Here is a 26,947-nt window from a genome sequence, read left to right as displayed (position 1 = left end):
TCCCCGCGGCGCGCCGGCCGCGGCACGCGGGCGCGGCGCCTGGCGCAGGCTGCTGGTGCTGGTCGCCGGCAGCCTGCTGGCGCTGACGGCCTTCGCATCGCACTCCGAGGCCGAAGCAGAAGGGGGCGTGCTCGACCTGATGGCGCCAGGCGCCACGAGCAACATCCATGCGCTACGCGGCGAATGGCGTTTCGCCTGGCAACGCTTCAGCGACCCCTTGGGCACCGAGACGCTGCCCGCGTTCGCAACGGTGCCCGGCTCCTGGAACGACATCAGCGCCGACGGCAAGCCGTCCGGGCCGGATGGCTTCGGCAGCTACAGCCTGGAAGTACGGTGCCCCGTGGGTGAGCGGCTGGCGCTGTCCGTTCCCGCGCAGCGCACCGCCATGCGCCTGTTCGTCAACGGCAAGCTCGCCGTGTCCCAGGGCGATCCCGGCGCTTCCGCAGCGGAGGCACGGCCGGCGATCGGCCGGCGCGCGGCGCTGACCGACCCCTTCGCGTGCCCTCTGCGAATCACGGTCCACGTGTCAAACTACTCGCACCGCTCGGGCGGCTTCGTGCGCGAACCCATGGTCGGTCCGATCGACGAACTCGCGCCCGTCTCCAAGCAGCGGCTCGCTCTCGACACCATCCTGCTGGGCGCCTACCTCGTCCTCGGTATCGCCCCGCTGTTCTTCTACCTGGCCCGCCGCAAACACAGGACGCCGGTGCTGTTCGGCCTGTTCTGCCTGGCGCAGGCCGTGTACGCCGACATGACCGGGGAACGCCTGCTGCTGCAGCTGAGCGGGGGCGAAACGGCCTGGGACCTGTACCTCAAGCTGGAATACGCCGCCTGGTTCTGCTCGATGGCGCTGTTCACGCTCCTGCTGGACACCATCTTCCCGCGGGCCATGCATGCCCGCGTGGTGCGCGCAGGCACGGCGGCCTGTGTCGTCGGCATCCTGGTGGTGGCGGTGACCCCGGCACGCGTGTTCAGCCACATCGTGTTCTTCGGCCAGGGCCTGGGCGTGGCGCTCGGGGTGTACATCACGTTCGCGATGGCCCGCGCGGCCTACCAGCGCCGCGACGACACGATGGTGGCCCTGGCGGGCATGGCCTTCCTGCTGCTGGCCGTGGTGACGAGCGTGCTGCAGTCCTATGCGGGAGTCACGCAGCCGGGCGTCACCGCCCTGGGCCTCTTCGGCTTCGTGCTGACGCCGGCGATCGTGCTGCTGCGGCGGACGGCGCGCGCGCTCAATGTGGAGGAGCAGCGCGGCGCAGAGCAGCGCGAGAAGATGGACCTGCTGGTCCGCGCCACCCACGCGGGCATCCTGGACTGGGACTACTCACGCAACCTCACGCGCTATTCGCCGCGGCTGCTGGAGATCATGGGCTATCCGCCGGACACCGACACCACGGGGTGGCGCCTGTTCTTCGAGCACGTCCATCCGGCCGACCGCGCGATCGTGCAGGACGCCTTCATGGGCCAACTGCGCGACCGATCGCTGCGCGGCGGGGAAACGCGGCACAACCCGCACGAGTACCGGCTGCAGCGCCGGGACGGCAGCCCGGTCTGGGTGCACGCGGAGGCGATCAGCCTGCGCGCCGACGACGGCCGCACGCTGCGCTACATCTGCTCCTTCCTCGACATCACCGACCATCGCGCAGTGGCCGAGGGCCTGCAGCGGCAGAACGCGGCGCTGGCGGAGAACACGCGGCTGCGCGAGGACGTGGAGCGCATGTCGCGGCACGACCTGAAAACGCCGCTGAACAGCATCATCGGCGTGGCCCGGCTGCTGCAGGAAGACGCCGGCATGGCCGCCGAGCACCGCAAGCTGCTGGCCATCGCGGAGCGCGCCGGCTACCGCATGCTGGAGATGGTCAACCTGTCGCTGGACCTCTCGCGCATGGAGCTGGGCACCTACGATTTCCGGCCGCAGGCCGTGAACCTCGTGGAGGTGATTTCGCGCGTGCTCGTCGACCTGCAGGGGCTCGCGCAGTCGGCCCAGGTCCGCTTGCGCGTGCAGCCGGAGCTTGGCGAACCGCTGTATGCGCGCGCCGAGGAACTCCTGTGCTACTCGATCCTCGGCAACCTGGTGAAGAACGCGATCGAAGCCACGCCGCAGGGCGGCACGGTGGACATCGCGCTGGAGCCCGGGGAGGCGCTGCGTGTCCGGGTGGGCAACCCGGGCCGGGTTCCGGACGGGCTGGCCCGCCGCTTCTTCGACAAGTACGTCACCGCCGGCAAGAACGGCGGCACGGGACTGGGCACCTACTCCGCGCGCATGATGGCGCGGGTGCAGGCCGGCGAACTGGAGATGCGCACCGGCGACGCGGGCACGGTGCTCACGCTCACCTTGCGGGCCCTGGATTCGGAACAGCCGCCGCCGGAACGCCACCCCGCCGAAGTGTTCGCGCCGCGGGTGGCGCTGGGCGCCGCGGACTTCGCGCCGCGCCGCCTGCTGCTGGTGGACGACGACGAATACAACCGCCTGCTGCTGATGCGCTTCCTGCCCACGCCCCCATTCACGGTGGACACGGCCGGCAATGGCCTGGCGGCGATCGAGGCAGCCGCCCGGCACTGGCCGGACATCGTGCTGATCGACCAGGAGATGCCCGTGATGAACGGCCTGGAAACCGTGGCCTGGCTGCGCCAGCGCGAACGGCGCGAAGGCCGGCCGGGCTGCCTCATCGTGATGATGTCCTCCAACGACGACGCGCATTCGATCCGGCGCGGCCTGGAGGCGGGCAGCAACCGCTACCTCACCAAGCCGTTCACGCGCGAAGCCTTGCTCGCGCTCCTGCGCGAACTCGATGGCGGCGCCGCGGCGACGCCGCAGCAGCTGCCTCTTGCCCCGGACGTGCCACGCCCCGGCGAACATCCGGTGCCCGCACGCCCCGACGCGCCGGTCACGGTGGATCCCGGCCTGCTGCAGGAGGTCCCGGCCTTCCTGGATTCGCGCCGCCGGATGGTCGAGGCCATGATGGCCGCGCTGGCAGGGGACAACCGCGTGCAGCTGCGGACCGTCGCGCACCGCGCGGCCGGCGGCCTGGCCCTGTTCGGGTTCCAGTGGGCGGCCTGGCAAAGCCGCGGGATCTCGGCGCGCGCGGCGGAAGGGGATGCGGGGACGCTGCGGGAAGACATCGAGCGGCTCCGCGAGCACCTGCAGTCGGTGCAGGTGGAATGAACAAGGGCGGCCGAAGCCGCCCTGCTGCCATCAACGGCGGCGGTGCTGCGGCGGCGCGCCGGTGGTGCCGCGGTTGGGCAGGTGGCGGAACATGATCCGCCCCTTGGTGAGGTCGTAGGGGGACAGTTCCAGGCTCACCAGATCCCCGGCGATGATGCGAATGTGGTTCTTGCGCATCTTGCCGCCGGTATAGGCCACCAGTTCGTGACCGTTGTCCAGGATCACGCGGTACCGCGAGTCCGGCAGGATTTCGGCCACGCGGCCGTTCATTTCGATCAGTTCTTCCTTCGCCATGCAGGTCCTTCTGGCACAACCGGCGCCCGCTTTCGCGGGCGGTTTCGCCGACCCTGTTCCGCAGGGCGGCGCCAACCGGTGGATACAAACCGGCCAAGCGGCCGGAGCCTGCAAACCGGGCTGTCACGTCGCCTGCGCTTCGCAGGGGGCGGGGTTTGCATTCGGGCCAGTGGCGCACCACGCACTCCAGCCCTACTCCGCGATTGTAAGCGGGCTTGCCGGTGGCCGCAGTTCGGGCGCGCTCAGGTCGAGCGCGATGCGAACCATTTGCTGCTTGAGCCATTGGCGCCGCCACTCGCATCCAACTACGGCAGGTGAAGTGCGGCGCTGTCTCCTGGAGGGACGATGCCTGAGCGGCGCGGCCTGCGAGCCGCCCAGGCACGGGCTCAGCGGCCCGACAGGCCGTTGATGCCGTCCACCACCATCATGGAGCCGACGGCGATCAGCAGGATGTCGCCGGCCACCTGGACGTACTTGTGGCCGACCGGCACCGGCGGCAGGCTGATGAGGACCTGGTGCGGCACCGGGTAGGTGACCACCGTGGTCGGCAAGGGTTGGCCGACCTGCCACTTCTTCGCCTGCCCCGGCGGCATGCAGCCGTTGTTCTTCTTGGCCAGCCCGGGCGGGCACGCCTTGCCGTTGTGGCCGGCCGATGCGTAGTACGTGTGCACCGCGTTGCGGTTGCCGTCGTCGAAATACGCTCCGGGCTTGGGTGACTTGCCAGCCGTGCTCGCACTCTTGCCGCCGCCCTCGCCGCCGGACTTGGCTTGCGACTTGCCACCCTTGCTGTTGCCGTTGCCCTTGCCATGTCCGGATCCACCGGACTCGTCGACCGCCTGCTTGGTCTCCCCACCGGCATTTCCGTTGCCCTTGCCGCCGCCGGCCCAGGGCGGCTGCGCGAGTGCAGGGGCGGCCGCGATGCTGCTCGCAAGCAGCAGGGCAAACAGGCGCGATCCGCGGTGCATCGTGTTCATGGCGTCTCCTTCTTCGATTGGGTCTTTCACCAACGGTGAGCGTCGGCCCACCGTTGACCTGACCCGTGTCGGAGAAGAAGCCGTTTACCGCATGAGACGACCGGACGGTCGCGCGCTGCGGTCAGACGGCGGCAAGCGCAGGCGCCACGGCGGCCTGCGTAAGGCCCAGGCGCTCCGGCGAGATGTACTGCTGGCGGTACTGCTCGAACGGCATCGTGTCCGCGGCCTCGACGGCGGCCTGGTCCGCCAGCGACTGCCTGGCGACGGTCTCCATGCGCGCGTGCAGTCCGCCGGTGTAGGGCAGCTTGAGCAGCTTGCTCTTGGTCAGTTCGGACTGCGCCAGCGTGAAGGCGGCGAAGCTGTTGTCCTGTTCGCGGGCCATCGCCGACAGCACGCGCGCCGAAGGCAGCATGTCGGGGTTGTCCAGCAACGCCTCGGCGGCCCGCAGGGCATCGCCGTAATCGGTGGTGTCGTGCACGGTGTCGAGCAAGGCCGCGATCGGAGCGCATTCGGCAACGATCTGCGCGCCCCACTCCGTGAGCTTGGCTTCGCGCCCGTCGCGCTCCAGCGCCAGCCCCGGCTGCCGCCCGAAGGCCGCGGTCCGGTGCTGGTTGCGGCCGAGCGCGGCGATCTCCTGCGGCGTGTCGTCCGGGCTGTCCGCCAGCAGGCAGTGCAGCAGGAAGATGTCGAGGAAGCGGATCGTCTGCGCCTTGATGCCGATCGGCACAAAGGGGTCGAGGTCCATCAGCCGCACCTCGACATACTCGACGCCGCGTTCGCGCAGCGCATGCAGCGGGCGCTCGCCGGGGCGGATCACGCGCTTGGGACGGATGGTGCCGTAGAACTCGTTCTCGATCTGCAGCAGCGTGGTGGCGAGCTGGTTGTACTCGCCGCCGGGATTCAGGATGCCGACCTTCTCGTACGCGGGGTACGGCTTGGTGAGCGCCTCGTGCAGCGACGCGGCGTAGCCTTCGAGGCTGTTGTAGCTCACGGCCAGGCTCGCCTGCGCATCGCTCTGGTAACCCAGGCGGCCCATGCGCAGCGACGTGCCGTAGGGCATGTACACGGTGCCCGGCGACAGCGTCTGCAGTTCGTGCTTGCGCCCCGCCACGAAGGTGGAGCACGCGGCCGGCGACGCGCCGAACAGGTACAGCAGCAGGAAGGCGTGCCGGCGGAAGTTGCGGATCAGGCCGAAGTACTCGGCGTCGCTGACGCCCGGCAGCGACCAGTTGTAGTGGATGCCCGAGATGGTCTGCATGCGCCGGCCGTAGCGGTGCGCGAGGCCCATGCGGTAGACGCTCTTGGCGCGGCCCACGTTGGACGAACCGTAGCGGCCGATCGGAATGTTTTCGTCCGCCGGCAGCTTGCAGGGCATGCTGCTGACCCACAGCATCTCGTCGCGCAGCGCGCGGTAGGTGAACTGGTGGACCTGCGTCAGTTCCTCCAGGCACTGTTCCACGCTGGCGTGCACGCCCGTGATGAGCTCCAGCTGGGACTCGCTGTAGTCGGTGGTGATGTTCGGATGCGTGAGGGCGGACCCCAGCGCGGCCGGATGCGGCGTCATCGCCAATGCGCCATCGGGAGCGGCCCGCAGGCTTTCCTTCTCGATGCCGCGGCGGATGCCTTGCAGCCGCGCGGGCGCCAGCGTGCTCAAGGCTTGTTGCAGGTTGCTCATGGGGATCTTGTCTCGCCCGGATCTCGTGGATTGCGTGCGAAGTTAACACCTTTGCGCAAAACCTGCTTGCGTGGGATCAAGCATGGTTTCGGCCTCCGTGCTAGAGCCAGCTCTCCAGGATGCACGGCCAGTTTAGGTTTCGCGGCCTAGGCCAGATCGGGACAATGACTCCATCCGAAATCACTGGAAATATCACCATGCAACACACCCAGTTCGCCAGCACCGCCCAGCAATTGGTCCAGGGCTTCGACACCCAGGCCCACCGCGCCATCGCCGGCTGGCGCACCGGCAGCGACCGCCTGGGCCAGGTCGCCCGCAAGCGCTGGGACCGCGCCTTCGCAGAGTCCCGCGCGCACCTGTCCGCAGAGACCCGCCGCAACGCCAGCCATTTCCGCGACGTGGTCGCGCGCAACTATGCGTTGGGTGTGGAACTGTCCGCCAGCGGCGCCGAACGCGCAGTCACCACCCTGGTGTCGGCGGCGCAGGCGGCCCTGGCTGGCAGAATGCCGCGCTAGGAGGACACCTGCCATGACCGTGAGCGTGCACATCGACCTGGGCTACGAGTTCGAGGTGAAGGCGAAGCACGACGCGGTGTTTGCCGTGCTCTCGGATGTTCCGAAATCGGTCTCGCACTTCCCCAAGGTGTCCAAGCTCACGGACCTCGGCGACGGCGTCTATCAGTGGGAGATGCAGAAGGTCGGCACCGCCCAGGTGAACATCCAGACCATCTACGCCAGCAAGTACGCGAGCGACGCGGCCAAGGGCACGGTCAAGTGGACCCCGGTCAAGGGCATAGGCAACGCTCTGGTCGGCGGCAGCTGGAAGATCGCCGACCACAAGGGCAAGTCCACCAAGGTCGTCCTGAAGATCGATGGCACGGTGGACGTGCCGGTGCCGGGCCTGATGAAGATGGTGGTGGAGCCCATCGTCGCCGGCGAATTCGAGAAGCTGGTCGAGAAGTACATCGCCAACCTCATCAAGACCTTCGGCGGCGAGGTCTGACCGCCTACTTGCGCGGCTGCGGCAGGTCCACCATCACGGGTTGACCCGGCGCGCTGCAGCCCATGTCGCAGCACTGGCCCGGCTGGCGGTTCTTCGTGATCGCGCGGTCCGCGTCGTGCAGCACACCGCGTTCCAGCGGCCGCTCCACCAGTTCCACCTTGGAACCCACCGGGTAGTGGCGCCAGATCTCCTGCTTCATCGCGGCCGGTGAACCGCCACCGTGCAGGCTGATCAGGCTGTACCAGCCGCCCTGGTAACCGGCGGTGAGGTCCTCGATGAAGCGCGCCGTCTGGATCCGCTTGTCGTACGGCACCTCGGGACTGGCCTGCAGCACGTCCGCCAGCTTCGCGCCGGTCTCCGGGTTGTGGTCCTCGTCGGGACCGGGCAGCGTCACGACCAGCCCGCCGCTCACGTAGTGCGCGATGCGGTGCATGTCATAGATCTGCGTGGCCAGCAGCAGCTTGCCGACGTTGGCGAACACCGGGTCCGGCATGAAGGTCTTGCTGTGCGCATCGGGCTTGCCGTACACGCTGGCGGCGACGCCGCAGGCGTAGAACCCTTCGGTGATCTTGATCAGTTCGACCATCTGTTCCCGCAGGTGCGACTCGGCGCCCGGGTCGAAGCCGTTGGCCTCGCACATGAGCGCTCCGGCGCCGATCAGCAGGTCGCCGAAGCCGGCACGCGCCGCGATGCAGGTCTGCCGATGGTGCGTGGCATAGCTGTAGGTGAGGTGGCCGCTGTGCTCCCACTCCCCGGCATAGAACACGCGATCCCAGGGAACGAACACCCGGTCGAACAGGCACACGCCGGTGCTCTGACCGTACTTGCGCGAGAACAGCGCCTCGCCATGTTCCACCTTCTCGCCGGGCCGGCCTGCGGGACGCGCGGCGATGGTGAGTCCGGGCGCATCCACCGGCACGGCGCAGCAGACGGCGAATTGCGCATCGGCTTCGCCCATGTTGCGACCGGGCATGACCAGCAGTTCGTGCATGTACGGCGCGCCGGTGACGATCGCCTTGGTCCCGGAGATCACGACGCCGCGGGCATTGCTTTCCACCACGTGCACGTAGGTGTCGGGATTGGCCTGCTCGTGCGGGCGGCGGCTGCGGTCGCCCTTGGCGTCCGTCATCGCCACGCCAAGGGTCAGGTCCTGGTCCTGCACGCGGTGCAGGTAATCGAGGAACCGTGCGGTGTGCTCGCCCGAACCCCTCGCGTCATCGATGCGCGCGGCCACCTGCCCGATCGCATTGAGCGCGTCGTGCGTCAGGTAGCGCTGGGCGCAGCCGGTCTCCTGGCAGACGAGGCGCACCGCCTCCAGCTTGTTCAGCAAGTCCGCGGCGCTGGTGTCGATGTGCACCAGCCGGTTCACGCGCTTGCCGCTCGGGTGCTGCACCGCCGTCATCAGCGGCGCGAGCTCCGGCTTGTGCGCGTAGTCGTAGGTCAGCGAGATGGCGTTGATGCCCGGCTGCAGCATGGGTTCATCCGCCACGGCCTCCACGCGCCGCCCGTCGATGAAGACGCGCGGGCGCAGGCGCCGCAGGGATTCGCGGTAGTCGTCGCCCGTCATGAGCGGGGCGGTGGCAGCCGGTGCATTCATGGCACGTCTCCTGGTGGATCGGCCATTGTGGCGACCGGCTGGCCGCCGCGCCATCCGGGTCGCTCAGGAGTGCGTCACGTCGCGCTGCTGGACGTCCTGGATTTCCTGCTCCAGCGCTTGCCGGCCGTCCTCCAGCACTTCGTCCGCGTGCTGGGGCAGCTGTCCTTCGGGAGTGAGCTTGTCCACCATCTCCGGCATGATTTCGGCGAAGGCCTGCGCGACTTCCTGCTCCGGCACGCCGAGGCGCTGCGCCATCTGCTGCAGTTCGCCCTGCCCCACGACCTGTTCCACGGCGCGCTCGTCGATGCCGTCGTTCTGGCCCGTGCTGATCCAGGACTGCGCCTGCGGCCCGAAGCCCTTCTGGCGGAAGCGGTCCAGCACGCCGCCCATGCCGCCGTTCTTCTGCACCCAGCGCATCGCCAGCGGCAACAGCATCACCAGCAGCGCCGTGCGGTTGGCATAGGGGCGACCGGCGCCGGGCACCTCGGTTGGTTGCGACTGGTTCCGGTTGCGCATCATGCCGGCCAGAACGCTGCCGAGCGCGATGCCGCCGAGGCCGCCGCCGATTCCGCCGAGGCCACCACCTCCCGGAATGCCACCCCGCCGGCGCATCGCCTGACCGAAAAGACCGCCGAGGACTTGCCCCAGCATGGGATTGTTCTGCATCGAAAGCTCCTGTTTTCCTTGGATGCCTTCGAGGGTACGGATGCAGCGCGGCAGCGGTGTAGTCCGTGGTCCAGAATTCGCGCGGTCAAGGCGCGGACAGCACCCGCAGCAGCCAGGCGTTGAATTCCTCCAGCTCCAGCGGGCTGACGGCGTGGCCCATGACGTACTCGTGCCACTCGACTGGATACCCCAGCGACTGCAGCGCATCCCGCGATGCTTCGCCGCGATCGAGGCTCAATACCTCGTCGTGCGTGCCATGCGCGAGGAAGATCGGTACGTCCCGGTTGGCGTCCGCATGCTCGGCAACGGTGCTCGCCAGCGGCAGGTAGCCGGACAAGCCGGCAATGCCGGCGAGCCGCTCGCCGTGCCGCAAGCCGGTGAACAGGGCGATCGCGCAGCCTTGCGAGAACCCCGCCAGCACGATGCGGTGGGCCGGGACGCCCCGCTCCTTCTCGCGCGCCAGGATCGCTTCCACCAGGGCCTGCGAGCGGCGCACGCCCGCTTCGTCCTGCGGACTGTCCTCGTCGAAGCCGAGGATGTCGTACCAGGCCCGCATGCGGTAGCCACCATTGATGCTCACCGGCATCACGGGTGCATGCGGGAAGATGAAGCGCACCGGTCCGATGCTGTCCAGCTGGAGCTCCTCGGCGATCGGAACGAAATCATTGCCATCGGCACCGAGGCCGTGGAGGATGATGAGGGTTGCGGTGGGCGCGTCCCCGGATTCCGCTTCGATCATGTCCAGCATGCTTTGCTCTCCTTGTCGCGCCCGAGCATAGCCTGCCTGCGGCGAGCCAGCGGCGTCCGACAAGAGCATGGACGGCGTCCGACTTGCCACCAGCCCGGCCGTCCGCAGCATGTGGGAGACGCAGAAAGGAAACCGAATGAAAGTGCAAGTCAACACCTCCAACGACATCGAGAACAAGGAAACCCTGGAACGCTGGGCCAGCGAATTCCTCAACGAGCAGCTGGCGCGCTTCAACCAGGACATCAGCAGCATCGAGGTGCAGATGACGGACGAGAACCACGCGGCCAAGGGCGGCGTGGACAAGCGCTGCATGCTGGAGGCGCGCGTGAATGGGCGGGCGCCGATCGCGGTGACCAATTACGGGGCCGACCAGAACCTGGCGTTCCGCGGCGCGGCCGACAAGCTGGCCAACGCGCTGGACCACGCGTTCGGCAAGCTCGATCGACGCGAGCACCGCGAGCGCGACACCATCCGTCGCGACCCCGAGGTCATCGACGACCTCGTTCCACCGCGGACTTGAGGACGCGGGTGCACGCAGCGCCCGCCTGCACGTTCAAGCTGCGGGCAGGCGCCCGCTACCGCAGCGCGCGCGCCACGCGGGTGACGAAGCCCGGGCTGTGCGCGGGATCGATCCAGCGCACCACCACCACCGCTTGGTGCGCCGGGTCGATCCAGACGTAGTGACCGCCGGCGCCGACCATGAACCAGCTTTCGCGTGAGGCATCGGCAAACATCGCCTTGTCGCGATTGAGCCAGGTGAGCCAGCCGTAGAACGGCGCGATCGCGCAGGGTTTCTGCATGCGGCGCACCCAGTCGCGCGGCAGCAGCGCAGCGCCGGCATGAATGCCCTCGTCGAGCAGCAACTGGCCGATGCGCGCCTGGTCGCGCGCGCTGATGGAGACGCCCCCGCCCCAATGCGTTCCGCCGGGCACGGACTGCATGCGCAGGCCGCCAACGTCCGCCCACGCATCGTCGTAGCCCTGCCACAGGAAATCGCGGCCGCCCCCCAGCGGGTCCAGCACTGCTTCCCGGAACACCTCCGGCAGCGGGCGGCCGAACAGGTGCAGCAGCGCCAGCGACAGCTGGTTGATGCGCACGTCGTTGTATTCCCAGTAGCTGCCCGGCCGCTGCAGGGGACGCAGGTCCCCCTTCTTGCCCTGCGGCGGCTTCGGATCGTGGGCCACGCGGCGATAGTGTTCGACCTGGTCCGGCATGCCGAAGCAGCTGCCCCGCCACTCGCTGGTCTGCTCCAGCATGTGCGCCCAGGTGATCTCGCGGTTGTGCGCATCGTCGAAGCCGATGCCGGGCAGGCGCTCCGCGATGCGCGCGTTGGCGTCGGGCAGCAGGCCGCGCGCGTGGGCGACCCCGGCGAGCAAAGCCAGGTAGGTCTTGGCAACGCTGTAGGTGAGGTCCGCACGGTCTGGCTCGCCCCAGGCCGCGACTTCCTCGCCGCGGAGGCGGATCACGCCGGACACGCCACCCCGGCTGTGCACCGGACCGCGCAGGCGGTTGAACGGCGGCGGGTCCGCCTGGTGCACGCCCCAGTGTGCAGGATCGCTCGCGGGGTCGCGTGGCCAGGGCACTTCGTGCGCCTGGGCATGGGCAATGGCTTCGCTGAAATCGGGCATGGACGGAGCATAAGCGGACGCCGCGTCTGCTAGCCTCGCGGCATGGAGCTGAACACCGTCCTCAACGAAGGCCCTGCCGCGCCCTCGGCCACCGTGGTGCTGCTGCGCGACGCGGCGGACGAGCTGGAGGTCTTCCTGCTGCGCCGCCATGGCCAGTCGGACGTGCTGGGCGGCGCCTACGTTTTCCCGGGCGGCAAGGTGGACCCCGAAGATGCGGAATGGGCGGATCGCCTGGACCGCAGCGCCCACGATCTGCATGCGGCGCTGGGTGAGCCGGAGCTGGCGCCGGAACAGGCCGCGGGGCTGTTCGTCACCGCGATCCGCGAAGTGTTCGAGGAGACCGGGCTGCTGTTCGCGGACGTGACGCCGGCGCAGGCGCGCGAGGCCTGGGCGGCGCTGCGAGAAGGACCCGGCTTCGACGAGCTGTTCGCTCCGCTGGGATTGCGCCTCCTTGCGGGCGCGCTGCATCCGTGGTCACGCTGGATCACGCCCACGCTCAGCAGCGTGGTCCGCAAGCGTTTCGACACGCGCTTCTTCGTCGCGGCCGTGCCGCCGGGCCAGGAGCCCACCCACGACGAGCACGAGGCCACCGAGAGTCTCTGGCTCACGCCGGGCGCGGCGCTGCGCCAGTACTGGGACGGCGGGATCGAACTCGCCCCGCCGCAGATCATGAGCCTCACGCACCTGGCGCGGCATCGCAGCGTCGCCAGCGTGTTCGCCGCCGCGGATGCGCGTCCGCCGCCCTGCATCCGGCCGGAACCACGCGACGCCGACGGCTTGCGCGTGCTGTGCTACCCCGGGGATCCCTGGCACTCGGAACGTGCGCAAGCGCTGCCCGGGCCAACCCGCCTGACCTGGCGCAACAAACGCTTCGAGCCTGACGCCGGGCTCGCGATCCTGCTCGGGGACTGAACCCCGGCCCGCGGCCCCACAGCCGCAGCCAACGACTGCCTACATCCGCTCGGGCCCGCCGCCTGCGGTTGCGGGACGGCGCGCAGACTCCAATTCATCAAAGCCCGCCGGCTCCCGCGTTACGACGACAGGTATCGGACTCACCGCTCCCGCAGGCGATCAGCGAGAACATTGTCCAGTGGCCCGGCGGCTTCCGACTTGCGGAGCGAAGCGGCGCCCCTGGACGCCGTCTTCCATTGGCGGCTCGGCCATTGCACGCGGGTCGAGGCTCCCACGCGGCGCGGCGTCCTTTGCCTACAGAGGCATGAGCACCCGGGTCCTACGCTGGCGGTCTACGTCACCCATCGTTCCCTGGAGCTTCGGATGAGTCCGCTGATGATGCGCTTCTTCACCCTCGCTGGCATCGCCCTGGCATCGGCCAGCATGCAACTGAAGGCGCGCGCGGACGCCGTGGCCCCGCCGCTGGCGAAGCCCGTCTGCATCGCGGCGCCCGCGGCGCGATCCTGAGGATTCTTCGTGCACCACCTCCCCATCCCCACCGAGCCCGACGAGTTTCGCCTGCATTCGCGATGGCACGACTGGCGCAACCGGGCTGCGGTCTGGGCCCTGCTGTTCTCCGCCGTGCTGATGGGTGCGGTGTACGCGTCCGACCCGCCCCAGGCCACGCCCAGCCGCGCGGCGGCCGCCGAGGTGGTGCAGCAGGTGGTGCAACAGCAGTTGCAGGCGCTGGCGGCCCAGGACGCGATGCAGGCCTTCGCGCTGGCCGATAACGACCTGCGCACGCAGTTCGGCACCGCCGACGCCTTCCTGGCGACCGTGCGCGACCAGTACCCCATGCTCATGCACCCGGCCAGCGTGCTGTTCCTGAAGCCGGAAACCGACGGCACGATCGCGATGCAGAAAGTGCGCATGAGTGACGAAGCTGGTTCGTCGTGGACACTGACCTACCTGCTGAACCGCCAGCAGGACAACCAGTGGCGCATCAGCGGCTGCCTGGTCACGCCGCAGGGCCGCCAGGTCATGACTTGAGCGACGCCCCAGGGAATGAAAAAAGGCCGCTCTCGCGGCCTTTTCCTTTGCGCATCGCGCCTCGCCTCAGTTGCGGTCGGCCTTGGTCGCCTTGGCCTTGGTGCCGGTCGTGGGCGTGTCCGTCGCCATCGGGGTGGAGCTGGTCGAGCCGGCCGTGTTGCCCGAGCTCGTCGTGCTGGAAGCGCCCGTGCTCCCCGCATTGGTCGCCGCGGCGCTGCCGGCGGTGGAGCCCTGCGCCGCAGCACCGGTTCCACCGCCGGGGGTGCCGGTCGTTCCCATGGGAGTGTTCTGCGTGCTGCGCTGGCCCGCGCCGACCGCTGGGTCCGTCGCCGGGGCCGGAGGCGTGCCCTGGGCAAAGGCAAGGCTGAAGGTGGCCGCGGCGACGGCGGCGGCGAGAATCTTGGGGGTGTTCATCGTGCAGGGCTCCTTGAAGGACATGGGATGTTGTGACCGGCGGGTCGCCGGTCCCCACAAGATAAGGAGCCCTCGCTGAGGCTGCGTCAGTTCCATGCGCGCGCCCGTGTCGGACGGACGCCGACACCCCTCAATGCTGGAGCGAGAACACGGCGCGCAACGGTCCCGCTTCAGGCATGACGTACACGACGCTGTGCGAGCGGCCGAGCACGCTTTGCACCACCTGTTCGTAGAACTGCACGGGCACGACGACGCAGCCCCAGGACACCCGCTTGCCCATCGGCTGGTCCGTGGCCAGCCGGGTCGAGCGCGCCTGGTACGCGAAGCCGGGACGCAGGCGGTGGATGGCGAACGCGCTCGCGTAGCACCCACGCCACGTGCTCGCCCTTGGCGTTCTCACCCGGTTGCGCATCGAAGCGGCCGGCCGGTGTCGTGCGTTCCTCGGGAGGTACGCTTCCCGTTTGCGCCCGGGCGCCGACACCGGGGACTGTGTGATCGCCCAGGGCGCTGCCGAGCAGAGCGGTGGAATGACCAGCGAGGCGCCCCGTCCCCGTGAAACACGTGGATATGCGCGGCCTGCTTGTCGACCACTGCGAACGGCCGGCCTTTCGCGTCCTTGCTGTCCAGCACCCAAATCCACCCGGCTGCGCGCGTCGGCCGAGGGACAGCCGCAAGACGCGCGGTGTAAAGATGAGCTGGTTCAGTTCGCCGGCTGGAGCGCGACCTTCTGCACGCCGCCGGCGGCCTGGACCGCAGCTTGCGCGCGCCTCGCGGCCGGATCCGGCTTCGCGAGGGCTTGTCGCTGCGCACGCTCCTTCTGGACGGCCGCGACCTGCGACGGATCCGTGACGTCATACGCACCGAACACCTGCTTCGGGCTCTTCACCTCGGGCAGGACGTACACGATGGCGCCGTACTTCTGCACCGTGGGACTCAGCACGCCCTCGTAGAAGCTGACCGGGAGGTTGATGCAGCCGAAGGAGATGCGGTTGTCGTCGGTGGTGAGCGTCGCCAGGCGCTCGAGCCGGCGCTCGCGCGCCACCAGCGGACGCACGCGGTGCATGGAGACCGCCGCGTCGTAGTCCACCCAAACGATGTCTTCGTTGTTGCTGTTCCTGCCCGGCTCGGCCACGAAGCGGCCGGCGGGCGTGGTCTTCTCCTCCGGCCGGACCGCCGACAGCGGTTTCTCGCCGATGCCGGGCGAACTGTCATCGCCGTGCGCGGAGCCCAGGAGGGCCGGTGCGCTGTCCTTCAGCGAACCGTCCGGTTGGAACACATAGACGCGGGCGTCCTTCTTGTCGACCAGGACGAAGGCGTGCTTCTTGTTGTCGTTGGTGGCGGCAACCCAGTTGGCGACCAGCCGCGCCGTGGGAGAAGGGTCCTCGCCCTTGAAGTCGGCGAGCCGGACCGAGGCCGCGGGCGCATTTTCGGGGGGTTCGGCGCCCTGGGCCACCGGCGGCGAGGGCTGTGTTTGCGGCTCGGCCTGGGGCGCGGTGGGAGGCGCTACCGGCGCGGGCAGTTGCGGCGGGGCGACCACCGGGGGCGCCGTCGCAACCCGCGCCGATTGCTGCGCCGCACGGTGCTTGGCCATGCGCAGCGGCGGCACGACCACCACCAGCACGGCGGCGCCGATCAGCACTCCCTTGCAAACGGCGTCGATGAAATCGGACCGCTCCGAGGGCGCTGTCCTGGGGTGTTCGGGTTGGTGTTCTTGCATCGGACTTCTCGCAGAGGAAGTCGCAGCTTAGGCAGCGGCCGCATCGCCCCGCGTGCGCCGAACGAGGCTCCGCTTGTAGGAGCCTGCCCGGCAAGGGGCGTCAGTTCGCCTCGGAAGCGCGCGCTTCCTGCGCCCAGCGTTCGATCTGCAAGGCGGGATACGCGCACTCACAACCGAGCGCATCGTCGAACTCGTCGGACGTGGCGGGCAGGGAAGCTTCCAGCCCCAGCGGGATGGCGGCGCTCGGCATGGACGGGTGCATTTCAGGCATGGCGGCTCTCCCTCTCGGTGAAGGGGCCATTGTTGAAGCGTGGTGCCGGGCTGCTTATCCGCCGTGCGCGCGAGGCAGCGTAGGAGCGCGCCTACGCCTGAGCTGGGACCCTCGCCTTACGCAGGAAGCGCGGTCTTTCCGCGCAGCTTGCGGACCATGGCGAACAGGGCGACAAGCACCGAGCCGGTGACGATGCCCACCAGCGCGTTCACCAGCATCCCGAGCGGGACGTGCCAGGAACCGGCATTCGCCAACGCTTCCTCCACCGCATGACGCAACGGCGGCAGGCCGTGTTCCAGGATGCTGCCGCCCACCAGGAACATCGCGGCCGTTCCGGCGATCGACAGCCCCCTCATCATCCAGGGGGCCGCGCGCAGGATGCCGTTGCCGATCGCGCGTGACGCGCTTCCGGTGCGGCGACTGAGAAGCAGTCCGAGGTCGTCCAGCTTGACGATCCCCGCGACGAGCCCGTAGACGCCCACGGTCATGGCCAGCGCGATGGCGACCATCACCAGGACGCGCGTCATGAAGTCCTGGCCGGCGACCGTGCCCAGCGCGATCACGATGATTTCCGCGGACAGGATGAAGTCGGTGCGGATGGCGCCGCGGATCTTGTCCTTCTCGAAGGCGCACATGTCGATCTTCTCGTCGACCATGGCATCTTTCAGCGCCTGCTCGTGGGCGGCATCCTCCTCCCGGCTGTGCAGGAGACGGTGCGCAAGCTTTTCTGCCGCCTCGAAACACAGGAAGGCGCCGCCCAGCATCAGCAGGGGCGTGACCGCCCAGGGCGCGACCGCGCTGATCGCCAGCGCCGCCGGCACCAGGATCGCCTTGTTGATGAACGAACCCTTGGCCACGGCCCACACCACCGGCAGCTCGCGCTCGGCTTTCACGCCGGAGACCTGCTGGGCGTTCAGCGCCAGATCGTCCCCGAGCACGCCGGCGGTCTTCGTCGCCGCGACCTTGGTGAGGACGGAGACATCGTCCAGCAGGGAGGCGATGTCATCGAGGAGAGCGAGGAGGCTGGACGCCATGGACGACTTCGTTGTGCTTGTGGGCTCATTATCATGAAGCCATGGATCAAGCGGGGCCGTTCCAGGTGCTGATGCGGCCCTCGGGCTTCATGTTTTTCGCGTCCGCCGAGCTGCCGCTGCTGCAATCCGCCGCCCAGGCCGGCCTGGCGCTGGCCAGTTCTTGCCGCAACGGCACTTGCCGTGCGTGCCTGCGCGCGTTGCACGCGGGCAAGGTGGAATACCGGATTCCCTGGCCCGGACTGCTGCCGGAGGAACGCGACGGCCGCTGGGTGCTGCCGTGCGTGGCCTACCCGGTGACGGACCTGGTGCTGGGCGACTGAGCGCCGACTTCAGTAATTGCCCGTGCGGTACGGGCTGCGCGGCACGTACTTGTGCTCTCCGTCGGGGATGGGCTCCGCCCTGGGGTCCGGCTGGTGCTGGACCGCATTGGTGCCCTCGCCTCCGGGCGGCAACCGGCGCCGGGACCGCGGCGACTCGGCCTGCGGCTTCGGCTTGCTCGAACGTCGGTAGAGGTTCATGGACCCACCATAGAAGTCGGGCCGCAGGGTCGCTGTAGGACGCCTGCCATGCGCATGTCCTCCGGCCGCCGACGGCCTGGAACGCGGGCCCGCGAAGGAATGGCATAGTCCCGCCCCATGCGTGGCCTGTTTCTCTGCTTCTTCCTCATCACGGGTGCCGCCACCGGATGGGCCGCCGTGCCCGGCTTCCAGGACACCATCGCGCAGCGCACGCTGGCCTGCACCGGTTGCCATGGCAAGGAGGGCCGCGCCGGCCCCGACGGCTACTACCCACGAATTGCGGGCAAGCCGGCCGGCTACCTGTACAACCAGCTGCTGCACTTTCGCGACGGCCGCCGCCACTATGGGTTGATGGCGGGCCTTCTGGAGACGCTGTCGGATCCCTACCTCGGCGAAATCGCCGAGCACTTCGCGGCGCTGGACCTGCCCTATCCCCCGCCGCAGGCGGCCACGGCGCCGGAGGAAGTGCTGCGGCGCGGGCGCGAAATCGCCATGCAGGGCGATCCCGAGCGGCGCGTACCTGCGTGCGCTGGCTGTCATGGCAAGGCCCTCACCGGCGTGACACCCAGTTTTCCCGGCCTGCTGGGCCTGCCGCGCGACTACCTCAATGCCCAGCTGGGCGCTTGGCGAACGGGGCAGCGGCGCGCGCTGGCGCCGGACTGCATGGCGGAGATCGCGCGCCGCCTGGCGCCCGAAGACCTGTCCGCGGTCACCGCCTGGCTGGCCGCCGAACCGCTGCCCGCCAACCCGAAACCGGTGTCCGCCGAAGTGCCCGTCGTCCCCAGGCCCAAGGGCCGCCGGGCGCCGCCGCCCGCCCCACCGGAGCCACCGCCGATGCGCTGCGGCGCCGCGCAGCTGCCCGCGCACGGAGCGACACGATGAGACGTTTGCTGCTGCTGTTGGCGGTGGCCCTGGCGGGCTTCGCCGCGCTGGTCTGGATGGTGAACTTCTGGGGCGCTCCCCGCATCCAGGATGCCGCGCCACGTTCGCCTCCTGCGCCGGATCAGGTGGCCCGCGGCGCCTACCTCGCACGCGCGGGCAACTGCATGCTGTGCCATACCGACCGCGGCGGCACGCCCTATGCGGGAGGCCGTCCGATCGAGACGCCTTTCGGCACCGTGTATGCGAGCAACCTCACGCCCGACGCCGAAACGGGGCTGGGCACCTGGTCGGCCGCGCACTTCCGTCGCGCACTGCACGAAGGGCGCTCGCGCGACGGCCACTTGCTGTACCCGGTCTTCCCGTACCCGCACACGACGCGCGTCACCGGCAGCGACACCGACGCGCTGTTCGAGTACCTGCGCAGCCTGCCGCCGGCCAACAAGCCGAACCGCCAGCACCGGCTGCGCTGGCCCTACAACACGCAGGCGGCACTCGCGGTGTGGCGGCTGCTGTACTTCCGGCCCGAGAAGTTCGTGGAGGACAGCACGCGGACACCGGAGTGGAACCGCGGCGCCTACCTCGTGCAGGGCCTCGGCCACTGCGGGGCCTGCCACACGACGCGCAATGCGCTGGGCGGCATGCGCGACGCGCTGGACCTGTCCGGCGGACTGATCCCCATGCAGAACTGGTACGCGCCCTCGCTGGCCGCCGCCAACGAGGCCGGCGTCGCCAGCTGGCCGGTGGAGGACATCGTGCGGCTGCTGTCCGCCGGCACGTCGCCGCGCGCGACCGTGGTCGGCCCGATGGCGGAAGTCGTGATGCACAGCACGCAGTACCTGGAACCCGGCGACCTCCGTGCGATGGCCGTCTACCTCAAAAGCCTGCCGCCGCAACCCAGCGACACCGATCCGCGCGAGGTGCCCAGCGCGTCGGCCACGGTGATGGAGCGAGGGGCCAAGCTGTACGGGGACCACTGCGCCGCCTGCCACGGGGACGAGGGCAAAGGCGTCTCCGGCGCCTACCCCGCGCTCGCCGGCAACCGCTCGGTGACCATGCCGGTGACGCAGAACCTGGTGCAGGTGGTGCTCAGGGGCGGCTTCCCGCCGGCCACGCGCGCGCATCCGCGCCCCTTCGGCATGCCGCCGTTCGCGACGACGCTGTCGGACGCCGACGTCGCCGCCGTCATCACCTACATCCGCGCTTCCTGGGGCAACCAGGCCGCACCGATCTCCGAGCTGTCCGTGGGCCAGCAGCGCGGCAGCGCGCGCCAGTAAAAGCGCACACCATGGCCTTGCGAAACCTGCGCCTTCCCGACGACGTGCCCGGCCGGGTGCTGCTGGGGCCCATGCCCGGCCGCTTCGAAACCTGGCTGGCGTTCCGTGAAGAAGCCCGGCGCGAAGCACTGCACGCCGTGGTGTGCCTGGCACCGCGGTCCGAACTCGCGGAGCTTTCGCCGGAATACCACGCGGCGCTGGCGCGCGGCGGCCTGCCGTTCCGATGGATGAACGTGCCGATGCGCAACTTCGGCCTGCCGGAGGATCCCGCGGGCTTTCGCCGCGACATCGCCGCCATCGCGCAGCAGGTGCGCGGCGGCGACGCCGTGCTGCTGCACTGCGCGGCAGGACTGGGCCGCACGGGGACGGCGGCAGCCTGCCTGCTCAAGGCGCTGGGCCTGGACGCGGGGGAAGCGCTGCAGCGCGTGCGGGACGCAGGATCGAATCCGCAGAACGCGGAGCAGTCCGGCCTGGTGCACTGGTTCTGAGCAGCCTCAGGCTGCGAACATCCGCCGCATCCTGTCGCCCAGTCGCTCGATGAAGGAGGCGCCGCCCAGGGCCAACCCGGCAGGGGTGCGATCCACTTCGCGTTGCACGTCCGCGAGCAGCTTGTCGCGCAGCGAGGGCGGCACCTTGTCGACCTGGTGGCGGCGCGCGTAGCCCGGTTCCTTCGCCAGCGCCTGGTGTTTGTGCACTGCCGAGGCCAGCATGATCCGCAGGAAATTCGGCTTCACCGGCTTGGGGATGAAGCGGTAGATCTGCCCCTGGTTGATCAGCTTCACGACAGTATCCACGTCACTGTCCTCGCTGATCACGATGGTGACGATTTCGGGGCGCGACTGCTTCAGCAGCTTCAACAAGGGGGTGGTGTCGACGCGGCCCAGCCGCGTTTCGCTGACCATCACCGCCACACGCCCGGCATCCAGCACGGCGATCGCGCCGGAGAGAGATTGAGCAGGGCACAACTGCGTGCCGGGCGAAGCCACCTGCTGCAGAACTTCCAGCAGGTGCGGATCCTGGTCGAGGACCAGGATCCGCTCGCCACAGGTGCTGGCCGCCTCCGCTTGCGCCGCGATCGGCACAGGCGGCGCAGGCTGCGTCCGGGCGATCAGCGCGGCTTCCCGCACAGTGCGGCTCAGTTCGTCGTTGGACCAGGGCTTGTGCACGAACCGGAACACCTCGCCCTCGTTGATGGACAGCAGGATGGCCTGCATGTCCGAATAGCCAGTCAGCAGGATGCGCATCGCGCGCGGCGCCAGCGCGCAGGCCTCGTGAAGGAACTCGGAGCCCATCATGCCGGGCATGCGCTGGTCGGAGACGATGACGTCGAAGTCGTGCTTGCGCAACATCTCCAGCGCCGTTGGCCCGTCGGGCGCCGTCATCACGTGGAACTCCTTGCGCAGCATCCAGTGCAGCGAGCGCAGGATGTTCGGTTCGTCGTCGACGCAAAGGACGGTTGCCATCTTCGTGGTGGTCATGGCGGTCATCGGCGTCACGCCGCCTCGGGCAGGTTGAGCGGCAGGAAGACGCTGAATGTGGTGCCTTCGCCGAGCCGCGTCCGGAACCGCACCTCGCCGCCATGCTGCTCGACGATGCTCTTCACGATCGGCAGTCCGAGACCGGTGCCTTCGCCCCGGGGCTTGGTGGTGAAGTAGGTCTCGAAGATGCGGGACTGGGCATGTTCCGGGATGCCCGTGCCTGTGTCCACCACATCCACGCGCACGCGATCGCCATCCAGCTTGCTGCGCACGGTCACCTGCCCGTGGCCGGGAATGGCCTGGGCGGCATTGTTGATGAGATTGAGGAACACCTGGTTGAGCTGCGAAGGATTGCACTCCACCAGCGGGAGTTCCCCGTATTCCTCCCTCACGTGCACGCGGTTCGGCATCGCGCTGCGGGCGATGTAGGTCACCGTGCGCAGTCCCTTGTTGAGGTCGAACTGCGTGATCTTGGCACGATCCAGCCGGGTGAAGTCCTGCAGGTTTTCCACCAGGTCGTGCATCTGGTCGATCCCCTGCAGCGTGTCGTCCAGCATCTCGGTCAGGGTCGCCACGTCGCCGCTGACGTCTTCCAGCGTCTCCAGTTGCGGCCGCCATCCCCGCACGTTGACCGTGACCGCGTCCCCCTCGCTCTTGCGCACGGCCTGGGCAAAGGCGTGCGCAACCTTGAGCGGCATCAGAAAGGACTTCAGCCCGTCGATCGCCATGCTGATGTTGCTGCGCGAGAAGGCGAGCGGCGTGTTGAGCTGGTGCGCCACGCCCGCCACCATCTGGCCGAGCGAGGCCATCTTTTCGGACTGCGTCAGCTGCTGGTAGTCGATCTCGCGCTGCCGCGCCTGCTGGACCAGGATCGACTCGGCGCGGCGCACCAGCGCGAAGAGTGCGAAGAACAGGATTGCCATCAGCACGCCGACGATCGCCAGGCCGCGCGCCGACATCGAGTCCACTACTTCGAGATTGCGAGCTGACACCTGCTGCATGCTGGCCTCGTTGCTGCGTGCCGTGGCCGTGATGGCGGCCGAGGTGGCCTTGACCCGTGCGAGCAGCGGCGTCACGTCCGAATACACCTCGAAGACCCCCACGACCTCCTGGCCGCCCCGCGCGTGCACCGGCAGGTAGCTGGAGATCAGGTCACGGTTCTCGACCACGCCCTCGAAGGCGCTGAACCTGTCGCGGTGGGTGAGTTCGCTGCGCGGTGTGCCCTTGCTGGCCCCCTGCCAGCCGGCGTTCCCGGCCTTGTCCTCGCCGATCTGCGCATGTTCGGAGGAGTAGGCCGTGATCCCCCGCGCGTCGAACACCTTGATCTTGAACACCGAGGTGTGGCGCATGGTGTCGAACACCTTCGCATCCAGTTCGAGGAAACCGGGCAGCGCCTGGATCGTGGTGCGAACCTGTCCGAAGCACGCCTTCCTCTCCTCGGGCATGGAGCTCCTGCCGTCGGCACCCTGGACGTCGGGAATGGCGCGGCACCCGTCCACCGGGACCGCCGCCACCCTCGCCACGAACGGGGCGAAGTCCTTCTCCCACAGGGAATTGGCGAACACCCGCGTGAGGTCGACGTTTCCGTTCTCGTGGGCCGCCAGCAGGTCTGCGCGCGCCGCGGCTTCCTGCTGCCGGGCGAACCGCTCCTGCACTTGGTTGACGAAGGCCAGTTCCTGCCTCTGCACCTGCTCGAAGAAGGATCCCTGCTGCCGCTCGAAATAGCCCAGCGCCGCGGCAACCGCGGCAAACAGGCCGATGCTCGCCAGCGTGAAATGGCGAACCAGTCGAAAGGGTTTGTCCACGGCCTGCTCCTCGATTTGCCCATGGTTGAGCAAGGCCTGTGCCAGATTATGAAAACGCACTTACACCTTGTAATGAGGCCTTTCATCTTATCGAACCCGGGAAAAAAGAGGCCAGGACGTTCCTGTCCGCAGGAATGCCGCCGGCCGCGCCGTGAACTATTTCGCGAACGGATTCGCGAACACGAACATCATTGCGACGCCCACGCCGATCAGGAAGTTGGCATCGATCAGGCCGGCCAGCAGGAACATCTTGGTCTGTAGCGGCTCCATCATCTCCGGCTGCCGCACCGCCCCGTCGATGAAGCGCCCGCCCATCGCGCCGATGCCCAGGCAGGCGCCGATGGCGCCCAGGCCGATGATGAGACCGCACGCGACGGCGATGAGACCGATGTCTGTCATGGTGACCTCCTTGTGTTGAACCTGCACCCATGGTGCCGGTCCACGGTCATGCCGGCGATGACGCAGGAGGTAATGGCGCGATGCGCTGCCCGGCCACGGCCCGCAGGTCGTCGGGGTGGACGCGTTCCGCCGCCAGCTCCGCCAGCGGCAGGAGCACGAAGGCCCGCTCACGCATGCGCGGATGCGGCACCGTCAGGGCTCCGCTGGCGATGCAAGCGTCGCCGTACAACAGCAGGTCAAGGTCCAGCGTGCGCGGCGCGTTGCGGTAGGGACGCTCGCGGCCGGCGGCCTGCTCCAGGGCCTGCAGCGCGCGCAGCAGTTCGGGCGCGGTGAGCCGCGTGCGGACTTCCGCCACTGCGTTGAAATAATCCGGACCGCCCGCGTCCACGGGAGCGCTGCGGTAGATCCGCGAGCTGCGCACGAGTTCGCTGTCCGCGAGCGTCGCCAGTCCCTGCAGGGCTTGCGCCAGTGCCCGCTGCGGATCGCCCAGGTTGGCGCCCAGGCCGATGAAGGCGGTCACCGGCTCGCGCATGGCGCCGCCTTCAGTCCGCGTCGGCTCCGGAAGAAGCCGGACGCTGGGCATCGCCGCCGCCCTGCCCCGCCGGCTTGCGACGGCGGCGGCGCCGCTTGCGCGGGGCGTCGCCGGACGCAGTCTCGCCATCCGCGGCTTCGGCGGGCGCGGACACCGGCGCCGGCTCGCGCTCGCCCTCCTGCGATTGCGGCTTCACGCGGCGAACGCGGGGCTGCTTGCGCTGCTCGTCGCGCAGCGCCGCCACCAGGTCCTCGCGCAGCGAGTCGCTGGCCTGGCTGAATTCCTGCCACCAGTCGGCGAGGACCACGTCGACCTCGCCAATGTCGGCGCGCAGGCGCATGAAGTCGAACGCGGCCCGGAAGCGCGGCTGCTCCACCATGCTGAAGGCGGTGTGGCCGGCGCGCTTCTCGAAGCGCGGCTGCATCATCCAGATCTCGCGCATGTCCGCGCCCAGCTTGCCGCGGCCGGAGATGTCGCCGATGCGGGACTCGAAGACCTCGTCGATCGCCTCCTGCAGCGCCGGGAAGGGATGCATGCGGCGCGCGAGGCGGCCCTGCCAGCCGTCGCGAACGTCGGACCACAGCACGCAGGCGAGCAGGAAGCTCGGCGCCACCGGCTTGTCCTCGCCGACGCGGCGGTCAGTGTCCTGCAGCGCGGCGCGCACGAAGGGCTGCTCGGCGCGCTCGACGATCAGGTCCAGCAGCGGGTAGATGCCCCGCGCCATGCCGAGGATCTTCAGCTGCTCGATCGTGGCCAGCGAATGGCCGGTCTGCAGCAGCTTGAGCATCTCGTCGAACAGCCGGCTTTGCGGCACCTCGGACAGCAGCGGCAGGCTGGGAATCAGCGGCGACTTCGTCTTGGACTCGAACTTGAAGCCCAGCGCCGCCAGCTTGGCCATGAAGCGGACGGCGCGGATGATCCGCACCGGGTCTTCGCGGTAGCGGGTGACCGGGTCGCCGATCATGCGCAGCAGGCGCTTCTTCGCGTCGGTGATGCCGCCGTGGTAGTCGACCACGATCCGACGCTCGGGGTCGTAGTACATCGCGTTGATGGTGAAGTCGCGGCGCGCCGCGTCCTCTTCCTGCGGACCCCAGACGTTGTCGCGCAGCACCCGGCCCGACGCGTCCACGGCGTGGTGCATGCCCGCCAGTTCGCTCTTGCTGGTGCGTTCGTTGCCGCTGACGGCCTCGGCCTGGGCGTTGTCCAGGTAGGCGCGGAAGGTGGAGACCTCGATCACCTCGTGCTCGCGGCCGCGGCCGAACACCACGTGCACGATGCGGAAGCGCCGGCCGATGATGAAGGCGCGCCGGAACAGGCTCTTCACCTGCTCCGGCGTGGCGTTGGTGGCGACGTCGAAGTCCTTGGGACGCAGGCCCAGCAGCAGGTCGCGCACCGCGCCGCCGACGATGTAGGCCTCGTGGCCGCCTTCCTTGAGCGTGTGCACCACGCTCAGCGCGCGTTCGTCCACCAGCGTGGGGTCGATCGCGTGCTGCTCGGGGCCGACCTCCTGGCGCTTGCCGAACTTCGGCTTGCGGCGGGTGGCGCCGGCGATGAGCGTGTCGATGAACTTCTTGATCATTTGGTAGGGAAGAGGTCGAGTATGCGCCAGCCGCGCTCGAGCGCGACCGTCCGCAGCCGCGGATCCGGATTGGTGGCGACGGGATGCTCCACGCGCTCGAGCAGCGGAAGGTCGTTCATCGAGTCGGAATAGAAGGTGGATTCCACATCAAGCCAGTCGAGACCGCGGGCGGCTAGCCACTGGCTCACGCGCACCACCTTGCCTTCGCGCATGGACGGCACGCCGGCGATCTCGCCCGTGATCCAGCCCGAGGCGTCGCGCTCCAGCTCCACGGCGATCAGCTCCGGCACGCCGAAAGCCGCGGCAATGGGTCGCGTGACCAGCTCGTTGGTGGCGGTGACGATGGCCACGGTGTCGCCGTGCTGCTGGTGGCCGCGCACCAAATCGAGTGCGGCGGGCCGCAGCGCCGGTTCGATCCACTCGCGCATGAAGCGCGCGTGCGCCTGCTCGTAGGCCGCAGGGCCGCGCGTGCGCAGCGCCTCGACGGCGAAGCGCACGTAGTCGTGCACGTCGAGCGTCCCGGCGATGTAGTGCTGGTAGAAGGCGTCGTTGCTTCGCTTGAACGCGACAGGATCGGTCCAGCCGATCTGCTGCGTGAATTCGCCCCAGGCGTAGTCCGAATCGATCGGCAGCAGCGTGTGGTCGAGGTCGAAGAGGGTGAGGCGCCGGCGGGTCACTCGTTCTCCAGCATCGACTTGATCAGGGGAATGGTGATGGCGCGCTGGGTCTGCAGCGCATAGGCATCCAGGTGTTCCAGCAGCTGCATGAGGCTGCCCAGGTCGCGCGAGAACCGGTGCAGGATGAAGTCCATCACCTCGTCGCTCAGGAACACGCCGCGCGCGTCCGCGGCCTGCCGGAGCACGGCCCGCCGGTCGGGCTCGCTCAGCACGTGCAGCTGGAACACGTGGCCCCAGCCGAGGCGGGTGCGCAGGTCTTCGCGCAGTTGCAGGTGGGTCGGTGGGGCCGCGCCCGCCGCGAGCACGCCGCGCTGCAGCGCCTGCGCCTGCACGAACCAGCTGAAAGCAGCGTGCTGCTGCACGGCGCTGTAGCGCTGCACGTCATCCATCAGCACCACGGCCCAGCGCTCGTCGAAGGCGGGCGGCTCGGCCATGGAGGGGTCCAGCCAGCCGGCGCTGGCGCCCTGCTCGCGCAGGCTCTCCTGCACCGCCAGCAGCAGGTGGGTCTTGCCGCTGCCCGGCGCGCCCCACAGGTAGGTCGGCACGGGCGAACGGGTGGGACTGCCCGCCCACAGCTGCAGGTGCTTCCAGGCCGCCTCGTTCGGCCCGGCGAGGAAGCTCGCCAGGCTGGGCGCCCGCGCCAGGCCGATGTCCAGGGGAAGCTGTTTCATGGAAC

31 protein-coding genes are annotated in these 26,947 nt (G+C 69.1%); 11 read left to right on the top strand and 20 right to left on the bottom strand.

Annotation, left to right across the window (positions count from 1 at the left end; translation table 11 throughout):
* Positions 1-3,166, top strand: a 3,166-nt coding sequence (locus AC1DSA_RS24435) for a hybrid sensor histidine kinase/response regulator (RefSeq protein WP_477893535.1), incomplete at its 5' end; no start/stop codon positions are given.
* A 30-nt stretch (positions 3,167-3,196) separates the two neighbouring features.
* On the opposite strand, the gene infA is transcribed toward AC1DSA_RS24435, so the two are convergent.
* The 3 genes from infA to gshA all read right to left on the bottom strand — a co-directional run bounded on the left by infA (position 3,197) and on the right by gshA (position 6,109).
* Entirely contained in the window at positions 3,197-3,460 is a 264-nt protein-coding gene (gene infA / locus AC1DSA_RS24430) for a translation initiation factor IF-1 (protein ID WP_477893533.1), read from the bottom strand.
* A 386-nt stretch (positions 3,461-3,846) separates the two neighbouring features.
* Positions 3,847-4,434 (bottom strand): hypothetical protein, encoded by a 588-nt coding sequence (locus AC1DSA_RS24425; protein ID WP_477893531.1) that lies wholly within the window; start codon positions 4,432-4,434, stop codon positions 3,847-3,849.
* A gap of 121 nt (positions 4,435-4,555) precedes the next feature.
* Positions 4,556-6,109, bottom strand: a complete 1,554-nt coding sequence (gene gshA / locus AC1DSA_RS24420; RefSeq protein WP_477893529.1) for a glutamate--cysteine ligase — start codon at positions 6,107-6,109, stop codon at positions 4,556-4,558.
* Between the two features lie 197 nt (positions 6,110-6,306).
* Here gshA and AC1DSA_RS24415 point away from each other — a divergent pair, with 197 nt between their 5' ends.
* Both AC1DSA_RS24415 and AC1DSA_RS24410 read left to right on the top strand, forming a co-directional pair.
* The gene (locus tag AC1DSA_RS24415) at positions 6,307-6,624 is read left to right on the top strand and encodes a hypothetical protein (RefSeq protein WP_477893527.1); all 318 of its coding nucleotides are present in this window, start codon (positions 6,307-6,309) and stop codon (positions 6,622-6,624) included.
* A gap of 13 nt (positions 6,625-6,637) precedes the next feature.
* Positions 6,638-7,111 carry an SRPBCC family protein gene (locus AC1DSA_RS24410; protein WP_477893525.1) on the top strand — a complete coding sequence of 158 codons (474 nt, stop codon included), beginning with the start codon at positions 6,638-6,640 and terminating at the stop codon, positions 7,109-7,111.
* A gap of 4 nt (positions 7,112-7,115) precedes the next feature.
* Here the strand turns inward: AC1DSA_RS24410 and AC1DSA_RS24405 are convergent, their stop codons facing one another.
* The 3 genes from AC1DSA_RS24405 to AC1DSA_RS24395 form a co-directional block, all read right to left on the bottom strand.
* A complete protein-coding gene (locus AC1DSA_RS24405) occupies positions 7,116-8,708 on the bottom strand; it encodes a 4-hydroxyphenylacetate 3-hydroxylase family protein (RefSeq protein ID WP_477893523.1) in 1,593 nt (530 codons plus the stop codon).
* Between the two features lie 63 nt (positions 8,709-8,771).
* Positions 8,772-9,374, bottom strand: a complete 603-nt coding sequence (locus AC1DSA_RS24400; RefSeq protein WP_477893521.1) for a YidB family protein — start codon at positions 9,372-9,374, stop codon at positions 8,772-8,774.
* Positions 9,375-9,459: 85 nt separating this feature from the next.
* Positions 9,460-10,122, bottom strand: coding sequence for an alpha/beta hydrolase (locus tag AC1DSA_RS24395; RefSeq protein WP_477893519.1), 663 nt, complete (start codon positions 10,120-10,122; stop codon positions 9,460-9,462).
* Positions 10,123-10,258: 136 nt separating this feature from the next.
* On the opposite strand from AC1DSA_RS24395, the gene AC1DSA_RS24390 reads away from it, so the two are divergent.
* On the top strand, positions 10,259-10,642 hold the full coding sequence (locus AC1DSA_RS24390) for an HPF/RaiA family ribosome-associated protein (protein WP_477893517.1): 384 nt from the start codon (positions 10,259-10,261) through the stop codon (positions 10,640-10,642).
* Between the two features lie 55 nt (positions 10,643-10,697).
* Here the strand turns inward: AC1DSA_RS24390 and AC1DSA_RS24385 are convergent, their stop codons facing one another.
* Positions 10,698-11,750, bottom strand: a complete 1,053-nt coding sequence (locus tag AC1DSA_RS24385; RefSeq protein ID WP_477893515.1) for a serine hydrolase domain-containing protein — start codon at positions 11,748-11,750, stop codon at positions 10,698-10,700.
* A gap of 42 nt (positions 11,751-11,792) precedes the next feature.
* Here AC1DSA_RS24385 and AC1DSA_RS24380 point away from each other — a divergent pair, with 42 nt between their 5' ends.
* From AC1DSA_RS24380 to AC1DSA_RS24370, 3 genes are all read left to right on the top strand, one after another.
* Positions 11,793-12,662: an NUDIX hydrolase gene (locus tag AC1DSA_RS24380; RefSeq protein WP_477893513.1), complete on the top strand. Its 870-nt coding sequence runs from the start codon at positions 11,793-11,795 to the stop codon at positions 12,660-12,662.
* A gap of 363 nt (positions 12,663-13,025) precedes the next feature.
* Positions 13,026-13,169 (top strand): hypothetical protein, encoded by a 144-nt coding sequence (locus tag AC1DSA_RS24375; RefSeq protein ID WP_477893511.1) that lies wholly within the window; start codon positions 13,026-13,028, stop codon positions 13,167-13,169.
* 9 nt (positions 13,170-13,178) lie between these two features.
* Positions 13,179-13,691 (top strand): DUF4864 domain-containing protein, encoded by a 513-nt coding sequence (locus AC1DSA_RS24370; protein WP_477893509.1) that lies wholly within the window; start codon positions 13,179-13,181, stop codon positions 13,689-13,691.
* Between the two features lie 66 nt (positions 13,692-13,757).
* Here AC1DSA_RS24370 and AC1DSA_RS24365 read toward each other — a convergent pair whose 3' ends face one another.
* The 5 genes from AC1DSA_RS24365 to AC1DSA_RS24345 form a co-directional block, all read right to left on the bottom strand.
* On the bottom strand, positions 13,758-14,105 hold the full coding sequence (locus AC1DSA_RS24365) for a proteophosphoglycan ppg4 (protein ID WP_477893507.1): 348 nt from the start codon (positions 14,103-14,105) through the stop codon (positions 13,758-13,760).
* 130 nt (positions 14,106-14,235) lie between these two features.
* Positions 14,236-14,505 (bottom strand): hypothetical protein, encoded by a 270-nt coding sequence (locus AC1DSA_RS24360; RefSeq protein WP_477893505.1) that lies wholly within the window; start codon positions 14,503-14,505, stop codon positions 14,236-14,238.
* 300 nt (positions 14,506-14,805) lie between these two features.
* Positions 14,806-15,822 (bottom strand): hypothetical protein, encoded by a 1,017-nt coding sequence (locus AC1DSA_RS24355; RefSeq protein WP_477893503.1) that lies wholly within the window; start codon positions 15,820-15,822, stop codon positions 14,806-14,808.
* Positions 15,823-15,922: 100 nt separating this feature from the next.
* Entirely contained in the window at positions 15,923-16,093 is a 171-nt protein-coding gene (locus AC1DSA_RS24350; protein WP_477893501.1) for a hypothetical protein, read from the bottom strand.
* Between the two features lie 116 nt (positions 16,094-16,209).
* Positions 16,210-17,127 (bottom strand): DUF808 domain-containing protein, encoded by a 918-nt coding sequence (locus tag AC1DSA_RS24345; protein WP_477893499.1) that lies wholly within the window; start codon positions 17,125-17,127, stop codon positions 16,210-16,212.
* A 41-nt stretch (positions 17,128-17,168) separates the two neighbouring features.
* Between AC1DSA_RS24345 and AC1DSA_RS24340 the strand changes: the two genes are divergently transcribed.
* Positions 17,169-17,447 carry a 2Fe-2S iron-sulfur cluster-binding protein gene (locus AC1DSA_RS24340; protein ID WP_477893497.1) on the top strand — a complete coding sequence of 93 codons (279 nt, stop codon included), beginning with the start codon at positions 17,169-17,171 and terminating at the stop codon, positions 17,445-17,447.
* Between the two features lie 9 nt (positions 17,448-17,456).
* Here the strand turns inward: AC1DSA_RS24340 and AC1DSA_RS24335 are convergent, their stop codons facing one another.
* A complete protein-coding gene (locus AC1DSA_RS24335) occupies positions 17,457-17,645 on the bottom strand; it encodes a hypothetical protein (RefSeq protein WP_477893495.1) in 189 nt (62 codons plus the stop codon).
* A gap of 117 nt (positions 17,646-17,762) precedes the next feature.
* On the opposite strand from AC1DSA_RS24335, the gene AC1DSA_RS24330 reads away from it, so the two are divergent.
* From AC1DSA_RS24330 to AC1DSA_RS24320, 3 genes are read left to right on the top strand one after another with little or no spacing between them, the layout of a single operon-like run.
* A complete protein-coding gene (locus AC1DSA_RS24330) occupies positions 17,763-18,527 on the top strand; it encodes a c-type cytochrome (RefSeq protein ID WP_477893493.1) in 765 nt (254 codons plus the stop codon).
* Entirely contained in the window at positions 18,524-19,801 is a 1,278-nt protein-coding gene (locus AC1DSA_RS24325) for a c-type cytochrome (protein ID WP_477893491.1), read from the top strand. The genes AC1DSA_RS24330 and AC1DSA_RS24325 overlap by 4 nt, the downstream gene beginning before the upstream one ends.
* Before the next feature lie 11 nt (positions 19,802-19,812).
* Positions 19,813-20,289 carry a protein-tyrosine phosphatase family protein gene (locus AC1DSA_RS24320; protein WP_477893489.1) on the top strand — a complete coding sequence of 159 codons (477 nt, stop codon included), beginning with the start codon at positions 19,813-19,815 and terminating at the stop codon, positions 20,287-20,289.
* Between the two features lie 6 nt (positions 20,290-20,295).
* Here AC1DSA_RS24320 and AC1DSA_RS24315 read toward each other — a convergent pair whose 3' ends face one another.
* From AC1DSA_RS24315 to hda, 7 genes are all read right to left on the bottom strand, one after another.
* Entirely contained in the window at positions 20,296-21,279 is a 984-nt protein-coding gene (locus AC1DSA_RS24315) for a response regulator (protein ID WP_477893487.1), read from the bottom strand.
* A gap of 14 nt (positions 21,280-21,293) precedes the next feature.
* The gene (locus AC1DSA_RS24310; protein WP_477893485.1) at positions 21,294-23,084 is read right to left on the bottom strand and encodes a sensor histidine kinase; all 1,791 of its coding nucleotides are present in this window, start codon (positions 23,082-23,084) and stop codon (positions 21,294-21,296) included.
* A gap of 156 nt (positions 23,085-23,240) precedes the next feature.
* Positions 23,241-23,483, bottom strand: coding sequence for a F0F1 ATP synthase subunit C (atpE, locus tag AC1DSA_RS24305; RefSeq protein WP_477893484.1), 243 nt, complete (start codon positions 23,481-23,483; stop codon positions 23,241-23,243).
* A gap of 46 nt (positions 23,484-23,529) precedes the next feature.
* Complete coding sequence (gene folK / locus AC1DSA_RS24300) at positions 23,530-24,015, bottom strand: 2-amino-4-hydroxy-6-hydroxymethyldihydropteridine diphosphokinase (protein WP_477893483.1); 486 nt, start codon at positions 24,013-24,015, stop codon at positions 23,530-23,532.
* Positions 24,016-24,025: 10 nt separating this feature from the next.
* Positions 24,026-25,594, bottom strand: a complete 1,569-nt coding sequence (pcnB, locus tag AC1DSA_RS24295) for a polynucleotide adenylyltransferase PcnB (protein ID WP_477893482.1) — start codon at positions 25,592-25,594, stop codon at positions 24,026-24,028.
* Positions 25,591-26,271: an HAD family hydrolase gene (locus AC1DSA_RS24290; RefSeq protein ID WP_477893481.1), complete on the bottom strand. Its 681-nt coding sequence runs from the start codon at positions 26,269-26,271 to the stop codon at positions 25,591-25,593. Before AC1DSA_RS24290 ends, pcnB begins: the two co-directional genes overlap by 4 nt.
* Positions 26,268-26,942: a DnaA regulatory inactivator Hda gene (gene hda, locus AC1DSA_RS24285; protein WP_477893480.1), complete on the bottom strand. Its 675-nt coding sequence runs from the start codon at positions 26,940-26,942 to the stop codon at positions 26,268-26,270. Before hda ends, AC1DSA_RS24290 begins: the two co-directional genes overlap by 4 nt.
* Positions 26,943-26,947 lie beyond the last annotated feature (5 nt).

This window comes from Ramlibacter sp. P4_H7, from assembly GCF_056400765.1.
Note: the sequence above shows the minus strand (reverse complement) of the source record. Positions and strands in the feature narration are given on the sequence as shown.